The organism is Klebsiella sp. S69, from assembly GCF_016516145.1.
Lineage (GTDB): Bacteria > Pseudomonadota > Gammaproteobacteria > Enterobacterales > Enterobacteriaceae > Klebsiella > Klebsiella oxytoca.
Genome location: NZ_JACVUU010000030.1, coordinates 52,856 through 70,966, shown reverse-complemented (window position 1 = coordinate 70,966; position 18,111 = coordinate 52,856). Strand labels below are relative to the sequence as shown.

General features: G+C 58.8%; 17 protein-coding genes. 11 read left to right on the top strand and 6 right to left on the bottom strand.

Annotated features, from left to right (window positions below; all coding sequences use genetic code 11):
* The first annotated feature begins 101 nt into the window (after window positions 1-101).
* Window positions 102-833, top strand: coding sequence for a MerR family transcriptional regulator (locus IAE27_RS25150; RefSeq protein ID WP_004100389.1), 732 nt, complete (start codon window positions 102-104; stop codon window positions 831-833).
* Window positions 834-927: 94 nt separating this feature from the next.
* On the opposite strand, the gene IAE27_RS25145 is transcribed toward IAE27_RS25150, so the two are convergent.
* The 3 genes from IAE27_RS25145 to IAE27_RS25135 form a co-directional block, all read right to left on the bottom strand.
* On the bottom strand, window positions 928-1,482 hold the full coding sequence (locus tag IAE27_RS25145) for a LuxR C-terminal-related transcriptional regulator (protein ID WP_200092976.1): 555 nt from the start codon (window positions 1,480-1,482) through the stop codon (window positions 928-930).
* Between the two features lie 51 nt (window positions 1,483-1,533).
* The gene (locus IAE27_RS25140; RefSeq protein ID WP_004100392.1) at window positions 1,534-1,746 is read right to left on the bottom strand and encodes a hypothetical protein; all 213 of its coding nucleotides are present in this window, start codon (window positions 1,744-1,746) and stop codon (window positions 1,534-1,536) included.
* Between the two features lie 408 nt (window positions 1,747-2,154).
* Window positions 2,155-3,438, bottom strand: coding sequence for a putative acyl-CoA thioester hydrolase (locus tag IAE27_RS25135; RefSeq protein WP_070556174.1), 1,284 nt, complete (start codon window positions 3,436-3,438; stop codon window positions 2,155-2,157).
* Between the two features lie 231 nt (window positions 3,439-3,669).
* Here IAE27_RS25135 and hutI point away from each other — a divergent pair, with 231 nt between their 5' ends.
* From hutI to IAE27_RS25100, 6 genes are all read left to right on the top strand, one after another.
* Window positions 3,670-4,887: an imidazolonepropionase gene (gene hutI, locus IAE27_RS25130; RefSeq protein ID WP_115239812.1), complete on the top strand. Its 1,218-nt coding sequence runs from the start codon at window positions 3,670-3,672 to the stop codon at window positions 4,885-4,887.
* On the top strand, window positions 4,884-5,840 hold the full coding sequence (gene hutG / locus IAE27_RS25125; protein ID WP_004111517.1) for a formimidoylglutamase: 957 nt from the start codon (window positions 4,884-4,886) through the stop codon (window positions 5,838-5,840). Before hutI ends, hutG begins: the two co-directional genes overlap by 4 nt.
* A 54-nt stretch (window positions 5,841-5,894) precedes the next feature.
* Window positions 5,895-6,620: a histidine utilization repressor gene (locus IAE27_RS25120; RefSeq protein ID WP_064397516.1), complete on the top strand. Its 726-nt coding sequence runs from the start codon at window positions 5,895-5,897 to the stop codon at window positions 6,618-6,620.
* A gap of 142 nt (window positions 6,621-6,762) precedes the next feature.
* The gene (hutU, locus tag IAE27_RS29710) at window positions 6,763-8,451 is read left to right on the top strand and encodes a urocanate hydratase (RefSeq protein ID WP_064397518.1); all 1,689 of its coding nucleotides are present in this window, start codon (window positions 6,763-6,765) and stop codon (window positions 8,449-8,451) included.
* A complete protein-coding gene (gene hutH / locus IAE27_RS25105) occupies window positions 8,448-9,983 on the top strand; it encodes a histidine ammonia-lyase (protein WP_108704048.1) in 1,536 nt (511 codons plus the stop codon). The genes hutU and hutH overlap by 4 nt, the downstream gene beginning before the upstream one ends.
* A 100-nt stretch (window positions 9,984-10,083) precedes the next feature.
* Window positions 10,084-11,463 carry an amino acid permease gene (locus IAE27_RS25100; RefSeq protein WP_154022895.1) on the top strand — a complete coding sequence of 460 codons (1,380 nt, stop codon included), beginning with the start codon at window positions 10,084-10,086 and terminating at the stop codon, window positions 11,461-11,463.
* A gap of 104 nt (window positions 11,464-11,567) precedes the next feature.
* Here the strand turns inward: IAE27_RS25100 and IAE27_RS25095 are convergent, their stop codons facing one another.
* Entirely contained in the window at window positions 11,568-12,044 is a 477-nt protein-coding gene (locus IAE27_RS25095) for a kinase inhibitor (protein WP_016808907.1), read from the bottom strand.
* Between the two features lie 69 nt (window positions 12,045-12,113).
* Entirely contained in the window at window positions 12,114-13,403 is a 1,290-nt protein-coding gene (gene bioA / locus IAE27_RS25090) for an adenosylmethionine--8-amino-7-oxononanoate transaminase (protein ID WP_196549919.1), read from the bottom strand.
* 207 nt (window positions 13,404-13,610) lie between these two features.
* On the opposite strand from bioA, the gene bioB reads away from it, so the two are divergent.
* The 4 genes from bioB to bioD are packed head-to-tail and all read left to right on the top strand — an operon-like array spanning window position 13,611 to window position 17,259.
* Window positions 13,611-14,651, top strand: a complete 1,041-nt coding sequence (bioB, locus tag IAE27_RS25085; RefSeq protein ID WP_196549844.1) for a biotin synthase BioB — start codon at window positions 13,611-13,613, stop codon at window positions 14,649-14,651.
* Window positions 14,648-15,805, top strand: coding sequence for an 8-amino-7-oxononanoate synthase (gene bioF, locus IAE27_RS25080; protein ID WP_154022897.1), 1,158 nt, complete (start codon window positions 14,648-14,650; stop codon window positions 15,803-15,805). Before bioB ends, bioF begins: the two co-directional genes overlap by 4 nt.
* Window positions 15,789-16,544, top strand: a complete 756-nt coding sequence (gene bioC / locus IAE27_RS25075) for a malonyl-ACP O-methyltransferase BioC (RefSeq protein WP_049094978.1) — start codon at window positions 15,789-15,791, stop codon at window positions 16,542-16,544. Before bioF ends, bioC begins: the two co-directional genes overlap by 17 nt.
* Window positions 16,537-17,259, top strand: coding sequence for a dethiobiotin synthase (gene bioD / locus IAE27_RS25070; protein WP_070556186.1), 723 nt, complete (start codon window positions 16,537-16,539; stop codon window positions 17,257-17,259). Before bioC ends, bioD begins: the two co-directional genes overlap by 8 nt.
* On the opposite strand, the gene IAE27_RS25065 is transcribed toward bioD, so the two are convergent.
* Window positions 17,201-17,923 (bottom strand): ABC transporter ATP-binding protein, encoded by a 723-nt coding sequence (locus IAE27_RS25065; RefSeq protein ID WP_004100417.1) that lies wholly within the window; start codon window positions 17,921-17,923, stop codon window positions 17,201-17,203. The genes bioD and IAE27_RS25065 overlap by 59 nt on opposite strands.
* Window positions 17,924-18,111: the final 188 nt, after the last annotated feature.

The following is an 18,111-nucleotide window of genomic DNA, read 5'->3' as shown; positions in this document are numbered from 1 at the left end:
GTCCGACCTGTTAATTTTAGCTGTACAAGAAAAGTTAATTGTACAACTCGTCTAAATTAGTTAATTTAGTCGGTAAAGTATTATCAGGTTAGAGGGCGCTAATGGCATATTACAGTATCGGTGAAGTTGCCGAACGTTGCGGAATCAACCCTGTTACTTTGCGTGCATGGCAGCGTAGATACGGTCTGCTGAAGCCGCAGAGAAGCGAGGGGGGACACCGCCAGTTTGACGAGGAGGACGTTCAGCGGATTGAGGAAATCAAACGCTGGATCGATCGCGGCGTCTCCGTTGGCAAGGTTAAGGCGCTTCTGGAAGGCCATCAGCCTGAAACGCAAGACGCAGCCGTCCTGCTCCAGGAAGAGATGATGACGCTTCTGCGAGGTGTCCAGCCCTCAAAATTACGCACCCGCATCATGTCCCTCAGCCATGAATATCCCGTAGATAAACTTATTGACCGGCTGTTTGTCCCCGTGCGCAGCAAGCTTAATCTCGACCAGAACACTTCCCTGGCTATCATCAGTATGCTGGATGGCATTTTGATAGATTGCGTGGCGTCCATCCTTGCGGAATCGCGTAAGAAGGTGGGTAAAGAGACGCTGTTAGTAGGATGGGGTAATGAAGATCGCACTCGCCTGTGGCTGGAAGCATGGCGATTGTCCCAGCGCGCCTGGCACGTTAATGTGCTGGCGGAACCGCTCGACTCTCCTCGCCCGGAACTGTTCCCGGGTCAGCACATTTTTGTCTGGACCGGCCGCGCGCTGACCCCTTTGCAGGCAGAATTACTTAGCCACTGGCAAAGTCAGGGCTTTACCATCGAGTTTCACGGAGAGTAAGTGTCTTAGAGGGTTAGCAGCGGAACATTCTTAGAGATGTTTTTCCGCCGCTTGTCTTCCTGAAGCATGGCAACATGCGCTGGCAGGTAAACTATCAGAAATTTTGCTGAGTCCAGGCTTTAAATGTTTCGCTGCGGCTAATATTAAAGAAATCAGTGCGACCAGAACAGCCTAGTTTTTTAATTAAGGTCAGGCGAATTTGGTAAATTGTTTTAATATGTAAATTCAGTGACTTCCCAATATTAACCATCGCTTCGCCATCGTTCATCAGGCGAATCACTTCTTTTTCGCGGTTGGTAAAAACAATACTTTCAGCTTCACTGTCAGGTTTTTTACCAAACAACGTCGGGCGAAGAATAAAAGATTTTATCTCAGCGGGCGTTGAGCGCGCAGGAATTCTGTACATCGGAATTTCGCTAAGGAAGTTCAGATCGTTGCCGTCGGTGAGCAGGACAAAACGAACTCTTTTGCGGTCGTAATGATGATTGAGCACCGCATAATAGTTATCGCTGGTGAAAAAGACGTATTTTCCATGAAAACAGCCTGGTGATAATGAATCTAGTACAAGCTGTAATCCTTGATGAAGAAGGTTATTGTTAATCCAAAGATCGTAATGATTAAAAAAGAGACCTTGCTTGTCGTTATTCATTTGTCCTCCGAGGCAGAAGTGTTAATTAAAGAATACTTTAACAAATCACGCTTAGTGATGATTTTTCGCGCGTAACATATGCAGCGTCTGGGTGTATAAGTCAGCGAGTATTTCATTTTTCTCGACATTCAGACGGCGCTGAACTTCAACGATTAAACGTTCATTGCTCACGGCCTCGTTCTCCATTCGCACCATATGTTCGATGTTTTTCAGCAACGCAGAGTTAAATATAAATTCTGCTGGAATGGTGTTCTTTATCTGCATGGTTAATCCCGGGTTATTTTAGCCATAATCAACTAACAAAGATGAGTGATAACATCATCTTTGCTATACGGTTTTTTCACCATTTCAGAGAAATGGTGTGCAATTTTTAATTCATAAGAATTCGGTAATGCAGAGTAATCAAAACTTACGTAATAACTATAGTCACGATTTTCAGGATGTACAATTTTTGCAGAAAAATTTTGTACATTTAGTGGGTTTTTTTTACAAATAAATTTAACTATATGATTTTACTTATCTTATAGTGTAGTGAAAATGTGAAAAACTTGTACAGGATTGTCGCCTGCTCTGATGAAAGAGCGTCATGACGCCAGGTAATGATTTGCAATGGAAAGGGGGAGCAGGAAAGAGGAGGAGAAAGGGGGAGGCGCTCCCCCTTCGAGTCAGGCGTTACTGTTTCGGTTCAGCGACGACGAAGCTCCCCACGCCGCGGTTATTGTATTCCCACATGCGATTGAAGTTAGCGTCGTTCAGATTACGCTGCGGGTTGCCTTTGGCATCCGCCGTTCCGGTATTGCCGCTGAACGGACGATTGGAACCGACCGCATCAGCCCACGGTTTGGCAATGTTAAAACCTTCGTTAATGACGCTGTCGCGAATAACGACCTGGCCATTGGTATTGCCGTCAACGTCTAACGAGCGGCCCAGCTGCGCGACGTTATCGCCGGACGCCGTAAAGCGGCTATTGATCGCCAGGAAGCCGTAGGTCACGCTTTTCAGGGTGGCAGGGGCGAAAACGTAAGCCTCTTTCTGGGTGCGCGAGTTGACTATGCGAAAGTCGGTATTCTCAAACACGACCGCTCCGCGACCGGAAACGATGTCCACATCGCCTTCTATATAGCTGTTGCTGACCAGCGTACGGGTCTGGCGGTTATCCTGCAGGCGATTTTGCACGCCGCTGTTGGTCACGAAAAAGGTATTCTGGCGGCCAAGGATATTAACATTGTTAATCTGTACCCGATCGCCATCGTTACGCAGCGCCACCGCCTGATGCGTCCCCGCGTCAACGCTGTCGCCAAGGTTGTTGGCGATGGTCAGATTCTGCAGCTGCAGGCCGTTGTTCTGCGACCAGAATACCGCGGAACACATAACGCCAACGGTGGCGGCACGTCGGCTCTGGCAGCTGTCGTACATATACCAGGCCGGTTTACCCGGCATATATTTACCGCCCGGATTGACCTGGTGACGCCAGGAGACCGGATCCATTTCTGAATCAAGCGCTGTGCTGATTTTGACGTCAATCGGCTTCTCGCCGGTGCCGTACAGGGTCAGCGCGCCAGGCGCCGCCGGAACGTATACGGTGCCCGCATATTCGCCCGGCATAATGGCGATAAACTGACGACGGTTGGAGTGGCGGGTAATCGCCGCATCCACCGCGGCCTGAATGGTGGTATGCGTTACGCCCTGGGCGCCCGCGGGACCCACGACAAAATCCGGCTGCGCCGGCAGGCTGATGGCGGATGGGCTCCACGCCGCAGCGTTAGGATCCAGAGACTGGAAATAGCTCGCCGGTAAAAAGTTTTTTGCTTCATCGGCGGTTAAAACAGGACGAGAGGCCGTGCCCGGCGCAGTTTGCGTTGAGGGCTGTTGATCGGCAGGCGTCGAACTACAGGCGGACAACGTCACGCCAAAGGCCAGCGCCAGCGCCAGGCGGGAAACGGAATATGTGTTCATGTTGCTCCGGGCAAGAATAAATTAAGGGGATAAGTCCTTTAAAGCCTGCTGTTTTATACCAACTTAAGCGAAACGGGAAGATGTAGCGCAAAAAAGTTGCTTCCTTTACATATTCAGCGCCGGAAACGGGCCGCTTTTGATCACAAATAAATAACATTTGCCCCGGTCTGAGTTGACATTTCTCGTGGAATCAAAATAAATGTCTATACAACCCATGACAAGTTGACCGCAATGACACAGACTCTTTCCGAACGCGTAATCTGGCGAAACGTCCGCCTTGCTACCCTCGACCCTCGATACTCCCGGCCTTATGGCCTGCTTGAGGACCACGTGCTGCTGGTGCGCGATGGCCGTATTGAGGCCATTGTGCCCGAAGGCGATGCGCCAGCCGGCCGAAGTATCGACCTCGGCGGCAGGCTGCTTACGCCGGGGCTGATCGATTGCCATACGCATCTGGTTTTTGGCGGCAGCCGGGCGCAGGAGTGGGAGCAGCGCCTCAACGGCGTTTCCTACCAGACCATTAGCGCAAACGGCGGCGGCATTAACGCGACCGTGCGCGCTACCCGGGAAAGCAGCGAAGCGGAGCTGCTGGCGCTGGCCCGCCAGCGGCTGGCTCGTCTGCTGCGCGAAGGCGTCACCACCCTGGAGATTAAATCCGGCTACGGGCTGGACCTTGAAAACGAGCGCAAAATGCTGCGCGTGATACAACAGCTTGCCGCGACGCATGCCGTGGAGATTTCGCCAACGCTGCTTTCCGCCCACGCCACGCCGCCGGAGTATCAAGGCGACCCGGACGGCTATATCGATCTGGTGTGCCAGACTATTCTCCCGGCGCTGTGGGAAGAGGGGTTATTCGAAAGCGTCGATGCCTTCTGCGAAAACGTCGGCTTTACCCCCGCGCAGACTGAACGGGTTTACAGTACGGCCCAGGCATTAGGTATCCCGGTAAAAGGTCACGTTGAGCAGCTCTCTTCGCTGGGCGGCGCCGAATTAGTGAGCCGCTATAAAGGCCTGTCCGCCGACCATATCGAATACCTGACCCCAGAGGGCGCGGCGGCGATGAGCCGCAGCGGCACCGTGGCGGTGCTTCTGCCCGGCGCGTTCTATTTCCTTAACGAAACCCGCAGGCCGCCGGTTGAACTGCTGCGCGAACATCAGGTTCCGATGGCGGTGGCGACGGACTACAACCCCGGCACCAGCCCCTTCGCCAGCCTGCATCTGGCGATGAATATGGCTTGCGTGAAATTTGGCCTGACGCCGGAGGAGGCGTGGGCAGGCGTAACCCGTCATGCGGCGCAGGCGCTGGGCCGTCAGGCGAGCCACGGTCAGCTGGCGGCGGGCTTCGTTGCCGATTTTGCTATCTGGGATGCGGCGCATCCGGTTGAGATGGTTTATGAGCCGGGGCGCAGTCCGCTCTGGCAGCGCGTGGTGCGAGGAGAGATCGTATGAAGCTATGGCAACCGACGCCCGCCGAGATTTGGCAGGGACGCGACGATAGCTCGGAGGCGGCCAACGCGCTGCGTCTGTTTCAGACTATCGCCCGCGTCGAACGTTTTGAACCGCAGGCGCAGCCCGGTGACATTGCTCTGCTGGGATTCGCCTGCGACGAAGGGGTTCGGCGTAATAAAGGACGAACCGGCGCTGCTAAAGGCCCGGAAATCCTGCGCCGGGCGCTGGCGAATATGGCCAGCCACGACGGCCACGACCGCTGCGTGGATATGGGGAGCGTCAGCGTAGAGGGCGACGCGCTGGAAGCGGCGCAGCAGGCGCTGCGCGAAGCGGTTACGGCCTGCCAACGCGCGGGCAAGCGTACGCTGGTGCTGGGCGGCGGTCACGAGACGGCTTTCGGCCACGGCGCCGGCGTGCTGGACGCGTTTCCCACAGATGAGGTTGGCATTATTAACCTTGATGCGCATCTGGACTTACGTATTGCCGACCGGGCCAGCTCGGGTACGCCGTTTCGTCAGCTGGCGCTGGCCTGTGAAGCGCAGCGGCGCGCTTTTCACTACACCTGTATCGGCGTGAGTTACGCCGCTAATACCCGGGCGCTGCTGGACGAAGCTGCCCGCCGCGAGGTGACGATCATTGACGATTTAGCGGTGCTCTTCGCCTTTGAAGCGCGGGTTATCCCGCAAATCGAGCATCTTATTGCCCGCTACGATCGCCTGTATCTGACTATCGATCTCGACGTGCTGCCCGCGCGTGAAATGCCCGCAGTGTCCGCGCCGGCCGCGCTCGGCGTTCCGCTGGCGACGCTGCTGCGCATCGTCGAGCCGCTGTGCCGCAGCGGTAAGCTCCAGGCGGTTGATCTGGTCGAGTTTAACCCGCAGTACGATATTGATAGCCAGGGAGCCCGCGCGGCAGCGCGTCTGGCGTGGCAAATCGCCCATTGGTGGCAATAGCGATTCAGTATATTCTGGACGTTTCGCTGCCCATTAGCACAAGGAAGCCCGGCCATGTTCTCATCGCAACCTCGTTCCGCGCCTGCGCCATTCTATGAAAAGGTGAAACAGGCTATTAGCGAAAAGATCCACAGCGGCGTCTGGCGGCCGCACGATCGCATCCCCTCGGAGGCGGAGCTGGTGGCGCAGTTTGGCTTTAGCCGTATGACCATTAACCGGGCGCTGCGCGAGCTGACCGATGAGGGCCTGCTGGTGCGATTACAGGGAGTGGGAACGTTTGTTGCGGAGCCAAAAGGGCAGTCGGCGCTGTTTGAAGTGCGCAGCATCGCTGAAGAAATCGCCTCTCGCCATCATCAGCACCGCTGCGAGGTGCTGCTGCTGGAGGAAACTCAGGCTGACCTGATTCAGGCCGCAGCGCTGAACGTAGCTGCCGGAACGCGCATTTTCCATTCGCTGATGGTGCATTTTGAAAATGAGATCCCGGTACAGATTGAGGACCGCTGCGTTAACGCCACCGTGGTGCCGGACTATCTGCATCAGGACTACACCGTCACCACTCCCCACGACTATCTGTCGCTGATCGCCCCCTTAACCGAGGGAGAGCACATTGTTGAGGCGGTGCAGGCTACGGCGGAGGAGTGCGCGCTGCTGCATATTCATGCCCACGACCCGTGTCTGCTGATCCGCCGCCGTACCTGGTCCACCACCCATATTGTCTCCCACGCGCGCCTGCTTTTCCCCGGCAGCCGCTACCGTCTCCAGGGCCATTTTGGCTCCTGAACGCTCTGCGCGTCGGCAAAACGTGATTGCTGACGCAATATAACAAAAATGTATCATTTCTGTTAAATCCTGTCTTGCGCATGCTTGTATAGACAAGTATATGTATTTACGTACACAACGTTAATTGTCAGGAGAACCCCCGATGTCGCAAAGCAAATACCGCCAGCAGGACGTACGTGCACCGCGTGGCACGACGTTAAATGCGAAGAGCTGGCTGACCGAAGCCCCGCTGCGTATGCTCATGAATAACCTCGACCCGGATGTCGCCGAAAACCCGCATGAGCTGGTGGTGTACGGTGGTATTGGACGCGCGGCGCGCAACTGGGAATGCTACGACGCCATCGTGAAGGCGTTGAAAAACCTCGAGAGCGACGAAACATTGCTGGTGCAGTCCGGCAAGCCGGTGGGCGTCTTCAAAACCCATGAAAACTCGCCGCGGGTGCTGATCGCTAACTCCAACCTGGTGCCGCACTGGGCAACCTGGGAACACTTTAACGAGCTGGATGCCAAAGGGCTGGCGATGTACGGCCAGATGACCGCTGGCAGCTGGATCTATATCGGCAGCCAGGGCATCGTGCAGGGCACCTATGAGACCTTTGTTGAGGCCGGTCGCCAGCACTATCAGGGTAGCCTGAAGGGCCGCTGGGTACTGACCGCTGGTCTGGGCGGCATGGGCGGCGCGCAGCCGCTGGCCGCGACCTTAGCGGGTGCCTGCTCGCTGAATATCGAATGCCAGCAGAGCCGCATCGATTTCCGCCTGCGTACCCGCTACGTTGATGAACAGGCGACGTCGCTGGATGACGCGCTGGCGCGCATTAAAAAATATACCGCCGAAGGCCGGGCGATCTCTATCGCGCTATGCGGCAACGCTGCGGAAATCGTGCCGGAAATGGTGAAGCGCGGCGTGCGTCCGGATATGGTGACCGATCAGACCAGCGCCCACGATCCGCTGCACGGCTATCTGCCGAAAGGCTGGAGCTGGGAAGAGTATCAGGCTAAAGCCGAGACTGACCCGCAGGGCACTATCCTGGCGGCAAAACGCTCAATGGCCGACCACGTGCAGGCGATGCTGGCATTCCACGAAATGGGCGTGCCGACGTTTGACTACGGCAATAACATTCGCCAGATGGCTCAGGAGATGGGCGTTGACGACGCGTTTGCTTTCCCGGGCTTCGTTCCCGCCTATATCCGCCCGCTGTTCTGCCGCGGCATCGGTCCGTTCCGCTGGGTTGCCCTGTCCGGCGACCCGCAGGACATCTATAAAACCGACGCGAAAGTGAAAGAGATCGTTAAAGACGATAAGCACCTGCATCACTGGCTGGATATGGCCCGCGAGCGTATCAGCTTCCAGGGACTACCGGCGCGTATCTGCTGGGTAGGACTGGAGTGGCGGCAGAAGCTGGGGCTGGCGTTTAACGAAATGGTGCGTAGCGGCGAAGTCTCCGCGCCGATCGTCATCGGCCGCGACCATCTTGACTCCGGCTCCGTCGCCAGCCCGAACCGTGAAACGGAAGCGATGCGCGATGGTTCCGACGCCGTTTCCGACTGGCCGCTGCTCAACGCTTTACTGAATACCGCCAGCGGCGCGACCTGGGTGTCGCTGCATCACGGCGGTGGGGTAGGGATGGGCTTTTCGCAGCACTCCGGCATGGTTATCGTCTGCGACGGTACCGATGAAGCGGCGGCGCGTATCGCCCGCGTTTTGCACAACGACCCGGCGACCGGCGTCATGCGTCATGCCGATGCGGGTTACGACATCGCCATTGAGTGCGCGACAGAACAAGGTTTGAATCTTCCGATGGTAGCAGCAACGCAGGGGCACGCTAAATGAACGCTTTAACACTGATTCCGGGCCAACTCAGCCTGTCGCAGCTGCGCGACGTCTACAGCCAGCCGCTGAACATTACGCTAGACGAAAGCGCGTTCGAGGCGATTGATGACAGTGTTGCCTGCGTCAACGCGATTCTGGCGGAAGGCCGCACCGCCTACGGTATCAACACCGGTTTTGGCCTGCTGGCGCAAACCCGTATCTCCACCGAAGACCTGGAAAATCTCCAGCGCTCACTGGTATTGTCGCATGCGGCGGGGATTGGCGAACCGCTGGATGACGATCTCGCGCGTCTGATTATGGTGCTGAAAATTAATAGCCTGTCGCGCGGCTTTTCCGGCATTCGCCTGAGCGTGATTCAGGCGCTGATCGACCTGGTCAACGCCGGGGTAACGCCGTGGATCCCGGCGAAGGGATCGGTCGGCGCGTCCGGCGATCTCGCGCCGCTGGCGCATATGTCCTTAACCCTGCTTGGCGAGGGCAAAGCGCGGGTGCGCGGCGGGGAGTGGCTACCGGCGACGGAAGCGCTGCGTCAGGCGGGGCTCGAGCCGATTACTCTGGCGGCGAAAGAGGGGCTGGCCCTGCTCAACGGCACGCAGGCATCGACGGCGTTTGCCCTGCGCGGGCTGTTCGAAGCCGAAGACCTGTTTGCTTCCGCAGTGGTCTGCGGGGCGTTAACCACCGAGGCGGCACTCGGATCGCGTCGTCCGTTTGACCCGCGTATTCATGAAGCGCGCGGCCAGCGGGGGCAGATTGACGCCGCGGCGCTCTATCGCCACCTATTGACCGATGACAGCGCAATTTCCCAATCACACCATAATTGCACCAAGGTGCAGGACCCGTATTCTCTGCGCTGTCAGCCGCAGGTGATGGGAGCCTGCCTGACCCAGCTTCGCCAGGCGGCGGAAGTGCTGCTGGTTGAAGCCAACGCGGTCTCCGATAACCCGCTGGTATTTGCCAGCGAGAACGACGTGATCTCCGGCGGCAACTTCCACGCCGAACCGGTGGCGATGGCGGCGGATAATATCGCGCTGGCGATTGCCGAAATTGGCTCGCTGTCCGAGCGCCGAATCGCCCTGATGATGGACAGCCATATGTCGCAGCTGCCGCCTTTCCTGGTGAAAAACGGCGGCGTCAACTCCGGCTTTATGATCGCCCAGGTGACGGCGGCGGCGCTGGCCAGCGAAAACAAAGCGCTGTCGCATCCGCACAGCGTGGACAGCCTGCCGACCTCCGCTAACCAGGAAGACCACGTCTCAATGGCGCCAGCCGCCGGTCGCCGCCTGTGGGCGATGGCGGAAAATACCCGCGGCGTGCTGGCCGTAGAGTGGCTGGCTGCCGCGCAGGGTCTGGATATGCGTGAAGGCCTGACCAGCAGTCCGCTGCTGGAAGAGGCGCGCCACCTGCTGCGCGAGCGGGTGACCCACTACACCGAAGACCGCTTCTTCGCTCCGGATATCGAAAACGCCATTGCGCTTCTGGCCGCACGTCATCTTACGCGGCTGCTGCCTGCCGTGCTCTCAGACCAACGCTAAACCATCGCTGTTCTCTGTACCTGCGCCGGGAGGATATCTTCCTTCCGGCCACCCTACACGCATATTTGTCGTCGTATAAAAACTATCAGGACACTTGCATATGCAACAACAAAACAAGCCACACCTGTTGCGCGGGCTGAATGCCCGTCACATTCGTTTTATCGCGCTCGGTTCAGCCATCGGCACCGGGCTGTTCTACGGCTCGGCATCGGCGATCAAGGCCGCAGGCCCGGCGGTACTGCTGGCCTATCTGATTGGCGGCGCGGCGGTGTTTATCGTGATGCGGGCGCTGGGGGAAATGGCGGTACGCAACCCGGTTTCCGGCTCCTTCAGCAGCTACGCGCGACAGTATCTTGGCCCGCTGGCGGGGTTTATTACCGGCTGGACCTACACCTTTGAGATGGTGATCGTCGCCCTCGCGGACGTGACCGCTTTCGGCATCTACATGGGGCTGTGGTATCCCGATGTTCCGCGCTGGATCTGGGTGCTGAGCATTATCTTTTTTATCGGCGCCATGAACCTGTGCAGCGTGCGCGTTTTCGGCGAGATGGAGTTCTGGCTGTCGCTAATCAAAGTGGTGGCGATTATTGCCATGATTGTGGCGGGCGGCAGCATTATTTTCTTCGGATTCGGTAACGCCTTCCCGGCAACCGGGTTGGATAACCTATGGAGTCACGGCGGCTTTGCCCCTAACGGCTGGGAGGGGATCGTGGCTTCGCTCGGAATCGTCATGTTTGCCTTTGGCGGCGTTGAGATCATCGGCGTCACCGCTGCGGAAGCGAAGAATCCGCACAAGGTGATCCCGCAGGCGATCAATACGATTCCGCTGCGTATCGTGCTGTTTTATGTCTGCACCCTGGCGATTCTGATGGCGATTTTCCCGTGGAACAGCTTCGGCGAGCGAGGTAGTCCTTTCGTACTGATCTTCGATGGCCTGGGCATTCCGGCAGCGGCCACCATTCTGAATATCATCGTCATCAGCGCCAGCATTTCGGCGATTAACAGCGATATTTTTGGCGCGGGGCGCATGATGTACGGTATGGCGAAAGAGGGGCTGGCGCCGAAGAGCTTCCAGCGCATCGCCAGCAACGGGGTGCCGTGGATGACGGTGGTGGTCATGGGCGTGGCGCTGCTGGCGGCGGTGGTGCTGAATTATCTGATGCCGGAGCAGGTGTTTGTGCTGATTGCCTCGCTGGCGGCCTTCGCGACGGTATGGGTCTGGTTAATGATCCTGCTGGCCCACTTTGCGATGCGTCGCGGTCTGTCCGCTGAGGAGCGTAGCGCTATCGCGTTTCCGGTGCCGTTCTGGCCGGTTGCGCCGCTGCTGACGCTACTGTTTATGGGACTGGTTATTGCGGTGCTGGGGATGGTGGAAGAGACGCGGATTGCGCTGATCGCCGGTCTGGTGTGGCTCGGCCTGCTGACGGCGGTGTGGTTTGCGCGGGTGCGCAAAAACGCCGTGCAGGCGGTGACGGAGTAGTTAATCTTCCCGGAGGCGGCGCGTTGCGCCTGTCCGGGCTACGGGTCCGTATGGTTTGCGGATTTTGTAGCCCGGACAGGTGCGCAGTACCGCCTCCGGGATCGTTAGCTAAACAGGGCGGTAATCGACGCGCTGCCGAGGCTGTGGAAATGGACGTTAAAGCCGACCATCGCGCCGCTTGCGCCCTCATCGACTGCAATTTTTTCGACGTCCAGCGCGTGGACGGTAAAGATATAACGATGGGTCTCGCCCTTCGGCGGCGCTGCGCCGCCGTATCCGGTCTGACCGAAATCGGTACGAGTCTGAATGGCCTCTTCGGGCAGTTCGGCCTGGCCGGAACCGGCTCCCTGCGGTAACACGCGGGTATCGGCGGGAAGGTTGGCCACCAGCCAGTGCCACCAGCCGGAACCGGTCGGCGCATCGGGATCGAAACAGGTCACCACAAAGCTTTTAGTGCCGGCCGGCACCTCATCCCACGCCAGGTGCGGTGAAATATTATCGCCATCGTAGCCCATGCCGTTGAAGACATGACGATTAGGCAGCTTCTCGCCGTCCTGCAAATCATGACTGATTAATTTCATCGTCTCTCCTCGCATTAATTCACTGATTAGCAAAGAAGTGTAGCGCGTGCGCCGCGCCTTTACCGTCTCTTATTCGCTAAAAAATGTTTCATCCTGAACGGCGATGTTAACCGCCCGCGTCAGGCGGCTTAGCTGCTCCGGCGTAATAATGTACGGCGGCATCAGATAGATCAGGCGACCGAACGGGCGTATCCACACGCCTTGTTCGACGAAGAAGCGCTGCAGGGCGGCCATATTAACCGGTCGATGCGTCTCAACCACGCCAATCGCCCCTAAGACCCGCACGTCGGCAACCTGTTCAGATTCGCGCGCCGGGGCCAGCTCGGCGTTGAGCTGCACTTCGATCCCCGCCACCTGCTGCTGCCACTCGCCGCTTTCCAGCAGACGCAGACTCTCGGTCGCCACCGCGCAGGCCAGAGGATTGCCCATAAAGGTCGGTCCGTGCATAAAGCAGCCCGCTTCACCGTCGCTGATGGTTTCCGCCACCTGACGCGTGGTGAGGGTGGCGGAGAGCGTCATGGTGCCGCCGGTTAGCGCTTTGCCAAGGCACAGAATATCCGCCGTAATCCCCGCGTGCTCGCAGGCAAACAGCTTACCGGTGCGGCCGAACCCGGTGGCAATCTCATCGGCGATCAGCAGGATACCTTCGCGATCGCACATTCTGCGGATCCGCCGGAGCCACTCGGGATGGTACATCCGCATTCCGCCCGCGCCCTGAACAATCGGCTCGAGGATCACCGCGGCGATTTCATGACGATGGGCGGCCATCAGTCGGGCGAACGGCGCCATATCCCGCTCATCCCAGTCGCCGTCGAAGCGGCTCTGCGGCGCCGGGGCGAAGAGGTTATCCGGCAAATAACCTTGCCACAGGCTGTGCATTGAGTTTGTCGGATCGCAGACCGACATCGCGCCGAAGGTATCGCCGTGATAGCCGTTGCGGAAAGTAAGAAAGCGCCGGCGCGGGTCGCCCTTCGCCTGCCAGTACTGTAGCGCCATTTTCATCGCCACTTCGACGGCAACGGAGCCGGAATCGGCGAGGAACACGCACTCAAGGCTTTCCGGGGTCATCGCCACCAGCTGGCGGCACAGTGCCACCGCCGAAGGGTGGGTTATCCCACCAAACATGACGTGCGACATCTGGTCGATCTGCGCTTTCATCGCCGCATTCAGGCGCGGGTGATTGTAGCCATGAATCGCCGCCCACCAGGACGACATGCCGTCAACCAGCTGCTCGCCGCCGGCGAGGGTCAGCTCGCAGCCGTGGGCGGCCACTACCGGATAGACCGGCAGCGGTGAAGTCATTGAAGTGTAAGGGTGCCAGATGTGGCGCCGATCGAAAGCGAGATCGTCCGTTGTCATAATCGACTTGTAAACCATTTTGAAAACATTTAGGTTTACAAGTCTACACTGAACTTACAATGAATCGTACACAAAATATTTCGCGCAGCATCGAGGCGGCAAACGAGAAAACCCCATGAGCAAAGTTCACTATGTCACTGGGGGGCGCGAGTGCAGCCAACAAAGAGGCTGTGTGAAATAGAACGTGTACGACTTTTGGAGAGGCTAATGGCTCACCACTCACGTTGGACAATGTCGCAAGTCACTGAGTTATTTAATAAACCATTTCTGGATTTGCTGTTTGAAGCGCAGCAGGTCCACCGTCAACACTTCGACCCGCGCCAGGTTCAGGTCAGCACGCTGCTGTCGATTAAGACCGGCGCCTGCCCGGAAGACTGCAAATACTGCCCGCAAAGCGCGCGCTATAAAACCGGCCTTGAATCCGAACGCCTGATGGAGGTTGAGCAGGTGCTGGAGTCGGCGCGGCAGGCGAAACAAGCCGGTTCAACCCGCTTCTGTATGGGCGCGGCGTGGAAGAACCCGAACGATCGCGATATGCCGTATCTTGAGCAGATGGTGAAAGGGGTGAAAGCGCTGGGGCTGGAGGCATGTATGACGCTTGGCACGCTGAACGAGAGCCAGGCGCAGCGTCTGGCAGGCGCCGGCCTGGATTACTACAACCACAACCTCGATACCTCGCCGGAGTTCTACGGCAATATTATTACCACCCGTACTTATCAGGAGCGCCTCGATACCCTCGACAAAGTGCGCGATGCCGGAATTAAAGTGTGCTCCGGCGGTATTGTCGGGCTCGGGGAAACGGTCAAAGACCGTGCCGGGCTGTTGCTGCAGCTGGCCAATCTGCCGACGCCGCCGGAAAGCGTGCCGATTAATATGCTGGTAAAGGTCAAAGGCACGCCGCTGGCGGATAATGACGACGTTGATGCCTTTGATTTTATTCGTACTATCGCCATTGCGCGCATCATGATGCCGACCTCGCACGTGCGCCTTTCCGCCGGTCGCGAACAGATGAACGAACAGACCCAGGCGATGTGCTTTATGGCCGGGGCGAACTCGATTTTCTACGGCTGCAAGCTGCTGACCACGCCAAACCCGGAAGAGGATAAAGACCTGCAGCTGTTCCGCAAGCTAGGGATCAACCCGCAGCAGACCGCGGTGCTGGAAGGCGATAACGCCCAACAGCAGCGCCTGGAGCAGGCGTTGATGAACCCGGATACCGAGGAATATTACAACGCGGCGGCGCTATGAGCTGGCAGCACCGTATCGAACAAGCGCTGGCGGAGCGGCAGGCGGCGGATGCGTTGCGCCGTCGCCTGCCGGTGACCCAGGGCGCAGGACGCTGGCTTATTCGTGAAGGGCAGCGCTGGCTCAATTTTTCCAGCAACGATTATCTGGGCCTCAGTCAGCATCCAACGATCGTCAAGGCCTGGCAGCAGGGCGCGGAGCGCTACGGCGTCGGCAGCGGCGGTTCCGGCCACGTCAGCGGCTACAGCGAGGCGCACCACGTGCTGGAAGACCAGCTGGCCGACTGGCTGGGCTATCCGCGCGCGCTGCTGTTTATTTCCGGCTTTGCCGCGAATCAGGCGGTGATTGCCGCTCTCGCGGGCAAAGAGGATCGGATTGTCGCCGATCGTCTCAGCCACGCCTCGTTGCTGGAAGCCGCCAGCCTTAGCCCGGCGCAGCTGCGGCGTTTTCAGCACAATGACTCCCGACATCTGCGGGATCTGCTGGCGAAACCGCTATCCGGTCAGCAGCTGGTGGTGACTGAAGGCATTTTTAGCATGGACGGCGATAGCGCGCCGCTGGCGGAGGTTCAGCAAGCGTCGCGGGAGGCCGGGGCGCTTCTGCTGGTTGACGACGCGCACGGTATCGGCGCGCTCGGCGAAGAGGGGCGAGGCAGCTGTTATAGCCAGCAGGTTCATCCGGATTTGCTGATCGTCACCTTCGGTAAAGCGTTTGGCGTCAGCGGGGCGGCGGTCCTCTGTAGCGAAGCGCTGGCGGATTATCTGCTGCAGTTTGCCCGCCATCTCATTTACAGCACCGCCATGCCCCCGGCGCAGGCAGTGGCGCTCAGCGCCGCGCTGGGGGTGATACGTAGCGACGATGGCCGGCAGCGGCGGGAAAAGCTGGCTGGCCATATTGCAGATTTTCGCCGCGAAATGACCCATTATTCCGGCGAACTGACCCATTCTGACAGCGCGATTCAGCCGCTGATCGTCGGCGATAACGCTCGCGCGCTGCGGCTGGCAGCCTGTCTACGCGAGCGCGGCTGCTGGGCGACGGCAATCCGCCCGCCGACGGTTCCCGTCGGTAGCGCCCGCCTGCGCCTGACGTTGACCGCTGCGCACGATTCCGCCGATATTGCCCGGCTGCTGGAGGTACTGCATGACGGTGGTGAATAAACGCGCGGTAGCGGCGGCGTTTGGCCGCGCGGCGGGACAGTACGCCCGGCATGACGAATTACAGCGGCGTAGCGCCTCTCTGCTGCTGGCGCAGCTCGATATTAAAACCTTCCCCGAGGTGCTGGACGCGGGCTGCGGTCCCGGTAGCATGAGCCGCTTCTGGCTTGATGCGGGGAGTCGGGTGACGGCGCTGGACCTTTCCGTCGACATGCTGGCTGAAGCCCGCCGCGGCGGCTGCGCGCATCGCTACGTCGAAGGCGATATCGAAGCGCTGCCGCTGGCGGACGGCTGCGTCGACCTGGCGTGGAGCAACCTGGCGGTGCAGTGGTGCGACAACCTCGTCACCGCCCTTGACGAACTTTCCCGGGTGGTGCGGCCCGGCGGACGCGTGGCGTTCAGCACCCTACTGGCGGGCTCTTTGCCGGAGCTGAACCAGGCCTGGCGCGCTATCGATGAGCAGCCGCACGCCAACCGTTTTCTCAGCGAGCAGGCGGTGCGTGATGCGCTGGCCGGTCGCCGCGCGACCGGCCGCGTCCATGCCATTACGCTGCCGTTTACCGATGCGCTCAGCGCGATGCGCTCGCTGAAAGGCATCGGCGCTACCCATCTGCACCACGGACGCAGCCCTGCGCCGCTCAGCCGCGGTAAGCTGCGGCAGCTTCAGCTCGCCTGGCCGCAGCAGCAGGGACAAAGTCCGCTGACGTACCAACTTTTTACAGGAGTCATCGAACGTGATTAAACGTTTTTTCATTACCGGTACCGACACCGAAGTGGGGAAAACCGTCGCCAGCTGCGCGCTGCTGCAGGCGGCTAACCGCGCGGGATTTCATAGCGCGGGCTATAAACCGGTGGCCTCCGGCAGCGACCATACGGCGCAGGGATTGCGCAATGAAGATGCGTTGGCCCTACAGCGCAATAGCCGCGCGGTGCTGCGCTACGAACAGGTTAATCCCTTTACCTTTGCCGAGCCGACCTCGCCGCATATCATTAGCGCCGATGAAGGGAGGCCGATTGACGCCGCCGCGATCTCTGCGGGTCTGCGCGAACTGGAGGAACGGTCTGATTGGGTACTGGTGGAAGGGGCGGGGGGCTGGTTTACGCCGCTGTCAGAAACGCTGACCTTTGCCGATTGGGTACAGGCGGAGCGGCTACCGGTGATTCTCGTCGTCGGGGTCAAGCTGGGGTGCATCAACCACGCGATGCTGACCGCTCAGGCGGTGCAGCAGGCCGGACTGCCGCTGGCGGGATGGATCGCCAACGATATCCAGCCGCCCGGCAAGCGTCACTCTGAATATCTGGCAACGCTAGAGCGCGTACTGCCCGCGCCGCTGCTTGGAGAAATTCCGTGGCTGGCGAATGCGCAGCAGCGCGAGGATCTCGGCCAGTATCTCGATCTCAGCGCGCTGGATCCGGCGTCATCCATTTTGCCAGCAGCGGCGCATCCAACTGCATAACGTCGCCCTGGGCCACGCTGCGTCCGCAGTGCAGGAGACAGAAACGATCCGCCACCCGACGGATAAACGGCAGGTGTTGTTCGGCGATCAGCACCGTCAGGCCAATATCGCGGTTCAACCGTACCAGTAAATCCCCGAGCTTGTGCAAAAAGCGTGGGCCGCCGCCGCGTGAGGGTTCGTCGAGGATCAGCAGGCGCGGGCGGGTTATCAACGCCCTCGCCAGCGCCAGCTGGTACTGGTCGTCGGCGGTCAGGGTAATCCCTTTACTTTGGCGTAGCGCGTAAAGCTCCGGAAAGAGCTCATAAATCTCTCCGGCCATGCCCGATGCGGATTCGCCGCCCGCAGCAAGGGCTATATGCAGATTTTCCTCAACGCTTAGCTGCGAAAAAATACGTTTATCCTGCGGGACGTACCCTATACCGATAGCGCTGCGCGACTGGGCGGAGAGCGGCATCAGGTCATAAGGAGCCGCCCCCGCGTCCTGCCAGGTCATACTGCCGCTGGCGACCGGCAGATGCCCGGTAATACAGTTAACCAGCGTGGTTTTACCCATGCCCTGACGCCCCATCACGCAGGTGCATTTCCCCGGCCAGAGTTCAAGGTCAACATTCCATAGCGTGTGCTGGCTTCCGTAATAGTGATTCACGGCACGTAGACTCAACATAGACGTTTTCTCCTTTCCTGAGATATCAGGCGACGAGAAGATGCTGCAAATCTCTTGCCAGGAAAAAGAACTCTCGGTTTTTGCCGTTGAATGCAGGCGGCGGCGTCAGAAAGCGGACGGCGCTTGCACTTTCCCGGTGCCCGCGCGCTGGAATGTGGTGCAAAAAATAATAAAAAATCCAGCTAATC

What these genes read in the sequence shown, in the direction of transcription:
- hutI (WP_115239812.1), top strand. Translation starts at nt 3,670, where the DNA reads ATGACACAGACTCTTTCCGAACGCGTAATCTGGCGAAACGTCCGCCTT.
- IAE27_RS25095 (WP_016808907.1), bottom strand. Translation starts at nt 12,044, where the DNA reads ATGAAATTAATCAGTCATGATTTGCAGGACGGCGAGAAGCTGCCTAAT.
- IAE27_RS25065 (WP_004100417.1), bottom strand. Translation starts at nt 17,923, where the DNA reads ATGTTGAGTCTACGTGCCGTGAATCACTATTACGGAAGCCAGCACACG.
- hutG (WP_004111517.1), top strand. Translation starts at nt 4,884, where the DNA reads ATGAAGCTATGGCAACCGACGCCCGCCGAGATTTGGCAGGGACGCGAC.
- bioB (WP_196549844.1), top strand. Translation starts at nt 13,611, where the DNA reads ATGGCTCACCACTCACGTTGGACAATGTCGCAAGTCACTGAGTTATTT.
- IAE27_RS25150 (WP_004100389.1), top strand. Translation starts at nt 102, where the DNA reads ATGGCATATTACAGTATCGGTGAAGTTGCCGAACGTTGCGGAATCAAC.
- bioA (WP_196549919.1), bottom strand. Translation starts at nt 13,403, where the DNA reads ATGACAACGGACGATCTCGCTTTCGATCGGCGCCACATCTGGCACCCT.
- IAE27_RS25100 (WP_154022895.1), top strand. Translation starts at nt 10,084, where the DNA reads ATGCAACAACAAAACAAGCCACACCTGTTGCGCGGGCTGAATGCCCGT.
- bioC (WP_049094978.1), top strand. Translation starts at nt 15,789, where the DNA reads ATGACGGTGGTGAATAAACGCGCGGTAGCGGCGGCGTTTGGCCGCGCG.
- hutU (WP_064397518.1), top strand. Translation starts at nt 6,763, where the DNA reads ATGTCGCAAAGCAAATACCGCCAGCAGGACGTACGTGCACCGCGTGGC.
- bioF (WP_154022897.1), top strand. Translation starts at nt 14,648, where the DNA reads ATGAGCTGGCAGCACCGTATCGAACAAGCGCTGGCGGAGCGGCAGGCG.
- IAE27_RS25120 (WP_064397516.1), top strand. Translation starts at nt 5,895, where the DNA reads ATGTTCTCATCGCAACCTCGTTCCGCGCCTGCGCCATTCTATGAAAAG.
- IAE27_RS25135 (WP_070556174.1), bottom strand. Translation starts at nt 3,438, where the DNA reads ATGAACACATATTCCGTTTCCCGCCTGGCGCTGGCGCTGGCCTTTGGC.
- hutH (WP_108704048.1), top strand. Translation starts at nt 8,448, where the DNA reads ATGAACGCTTTAACACTGATTCCGGGCCAACTCAGCCTGTCGCAGCTG.
- IAE27_RS25145 (WP_200092976.1), bottom strand. Translation starts at nt 1,482, where the DNA reads ATGAATAACGACAAGCAAGGTCTCTTTTTTAATCATTACGATCTTTGG.
- IAE27_RS25140 (WP_004100392.1), bottom strand. Translation starts at nt 1,746, where the DNA reads ATGCAGATAAAGAACACCATTCCAGCAGAATTTATATTTAACTCTGCG.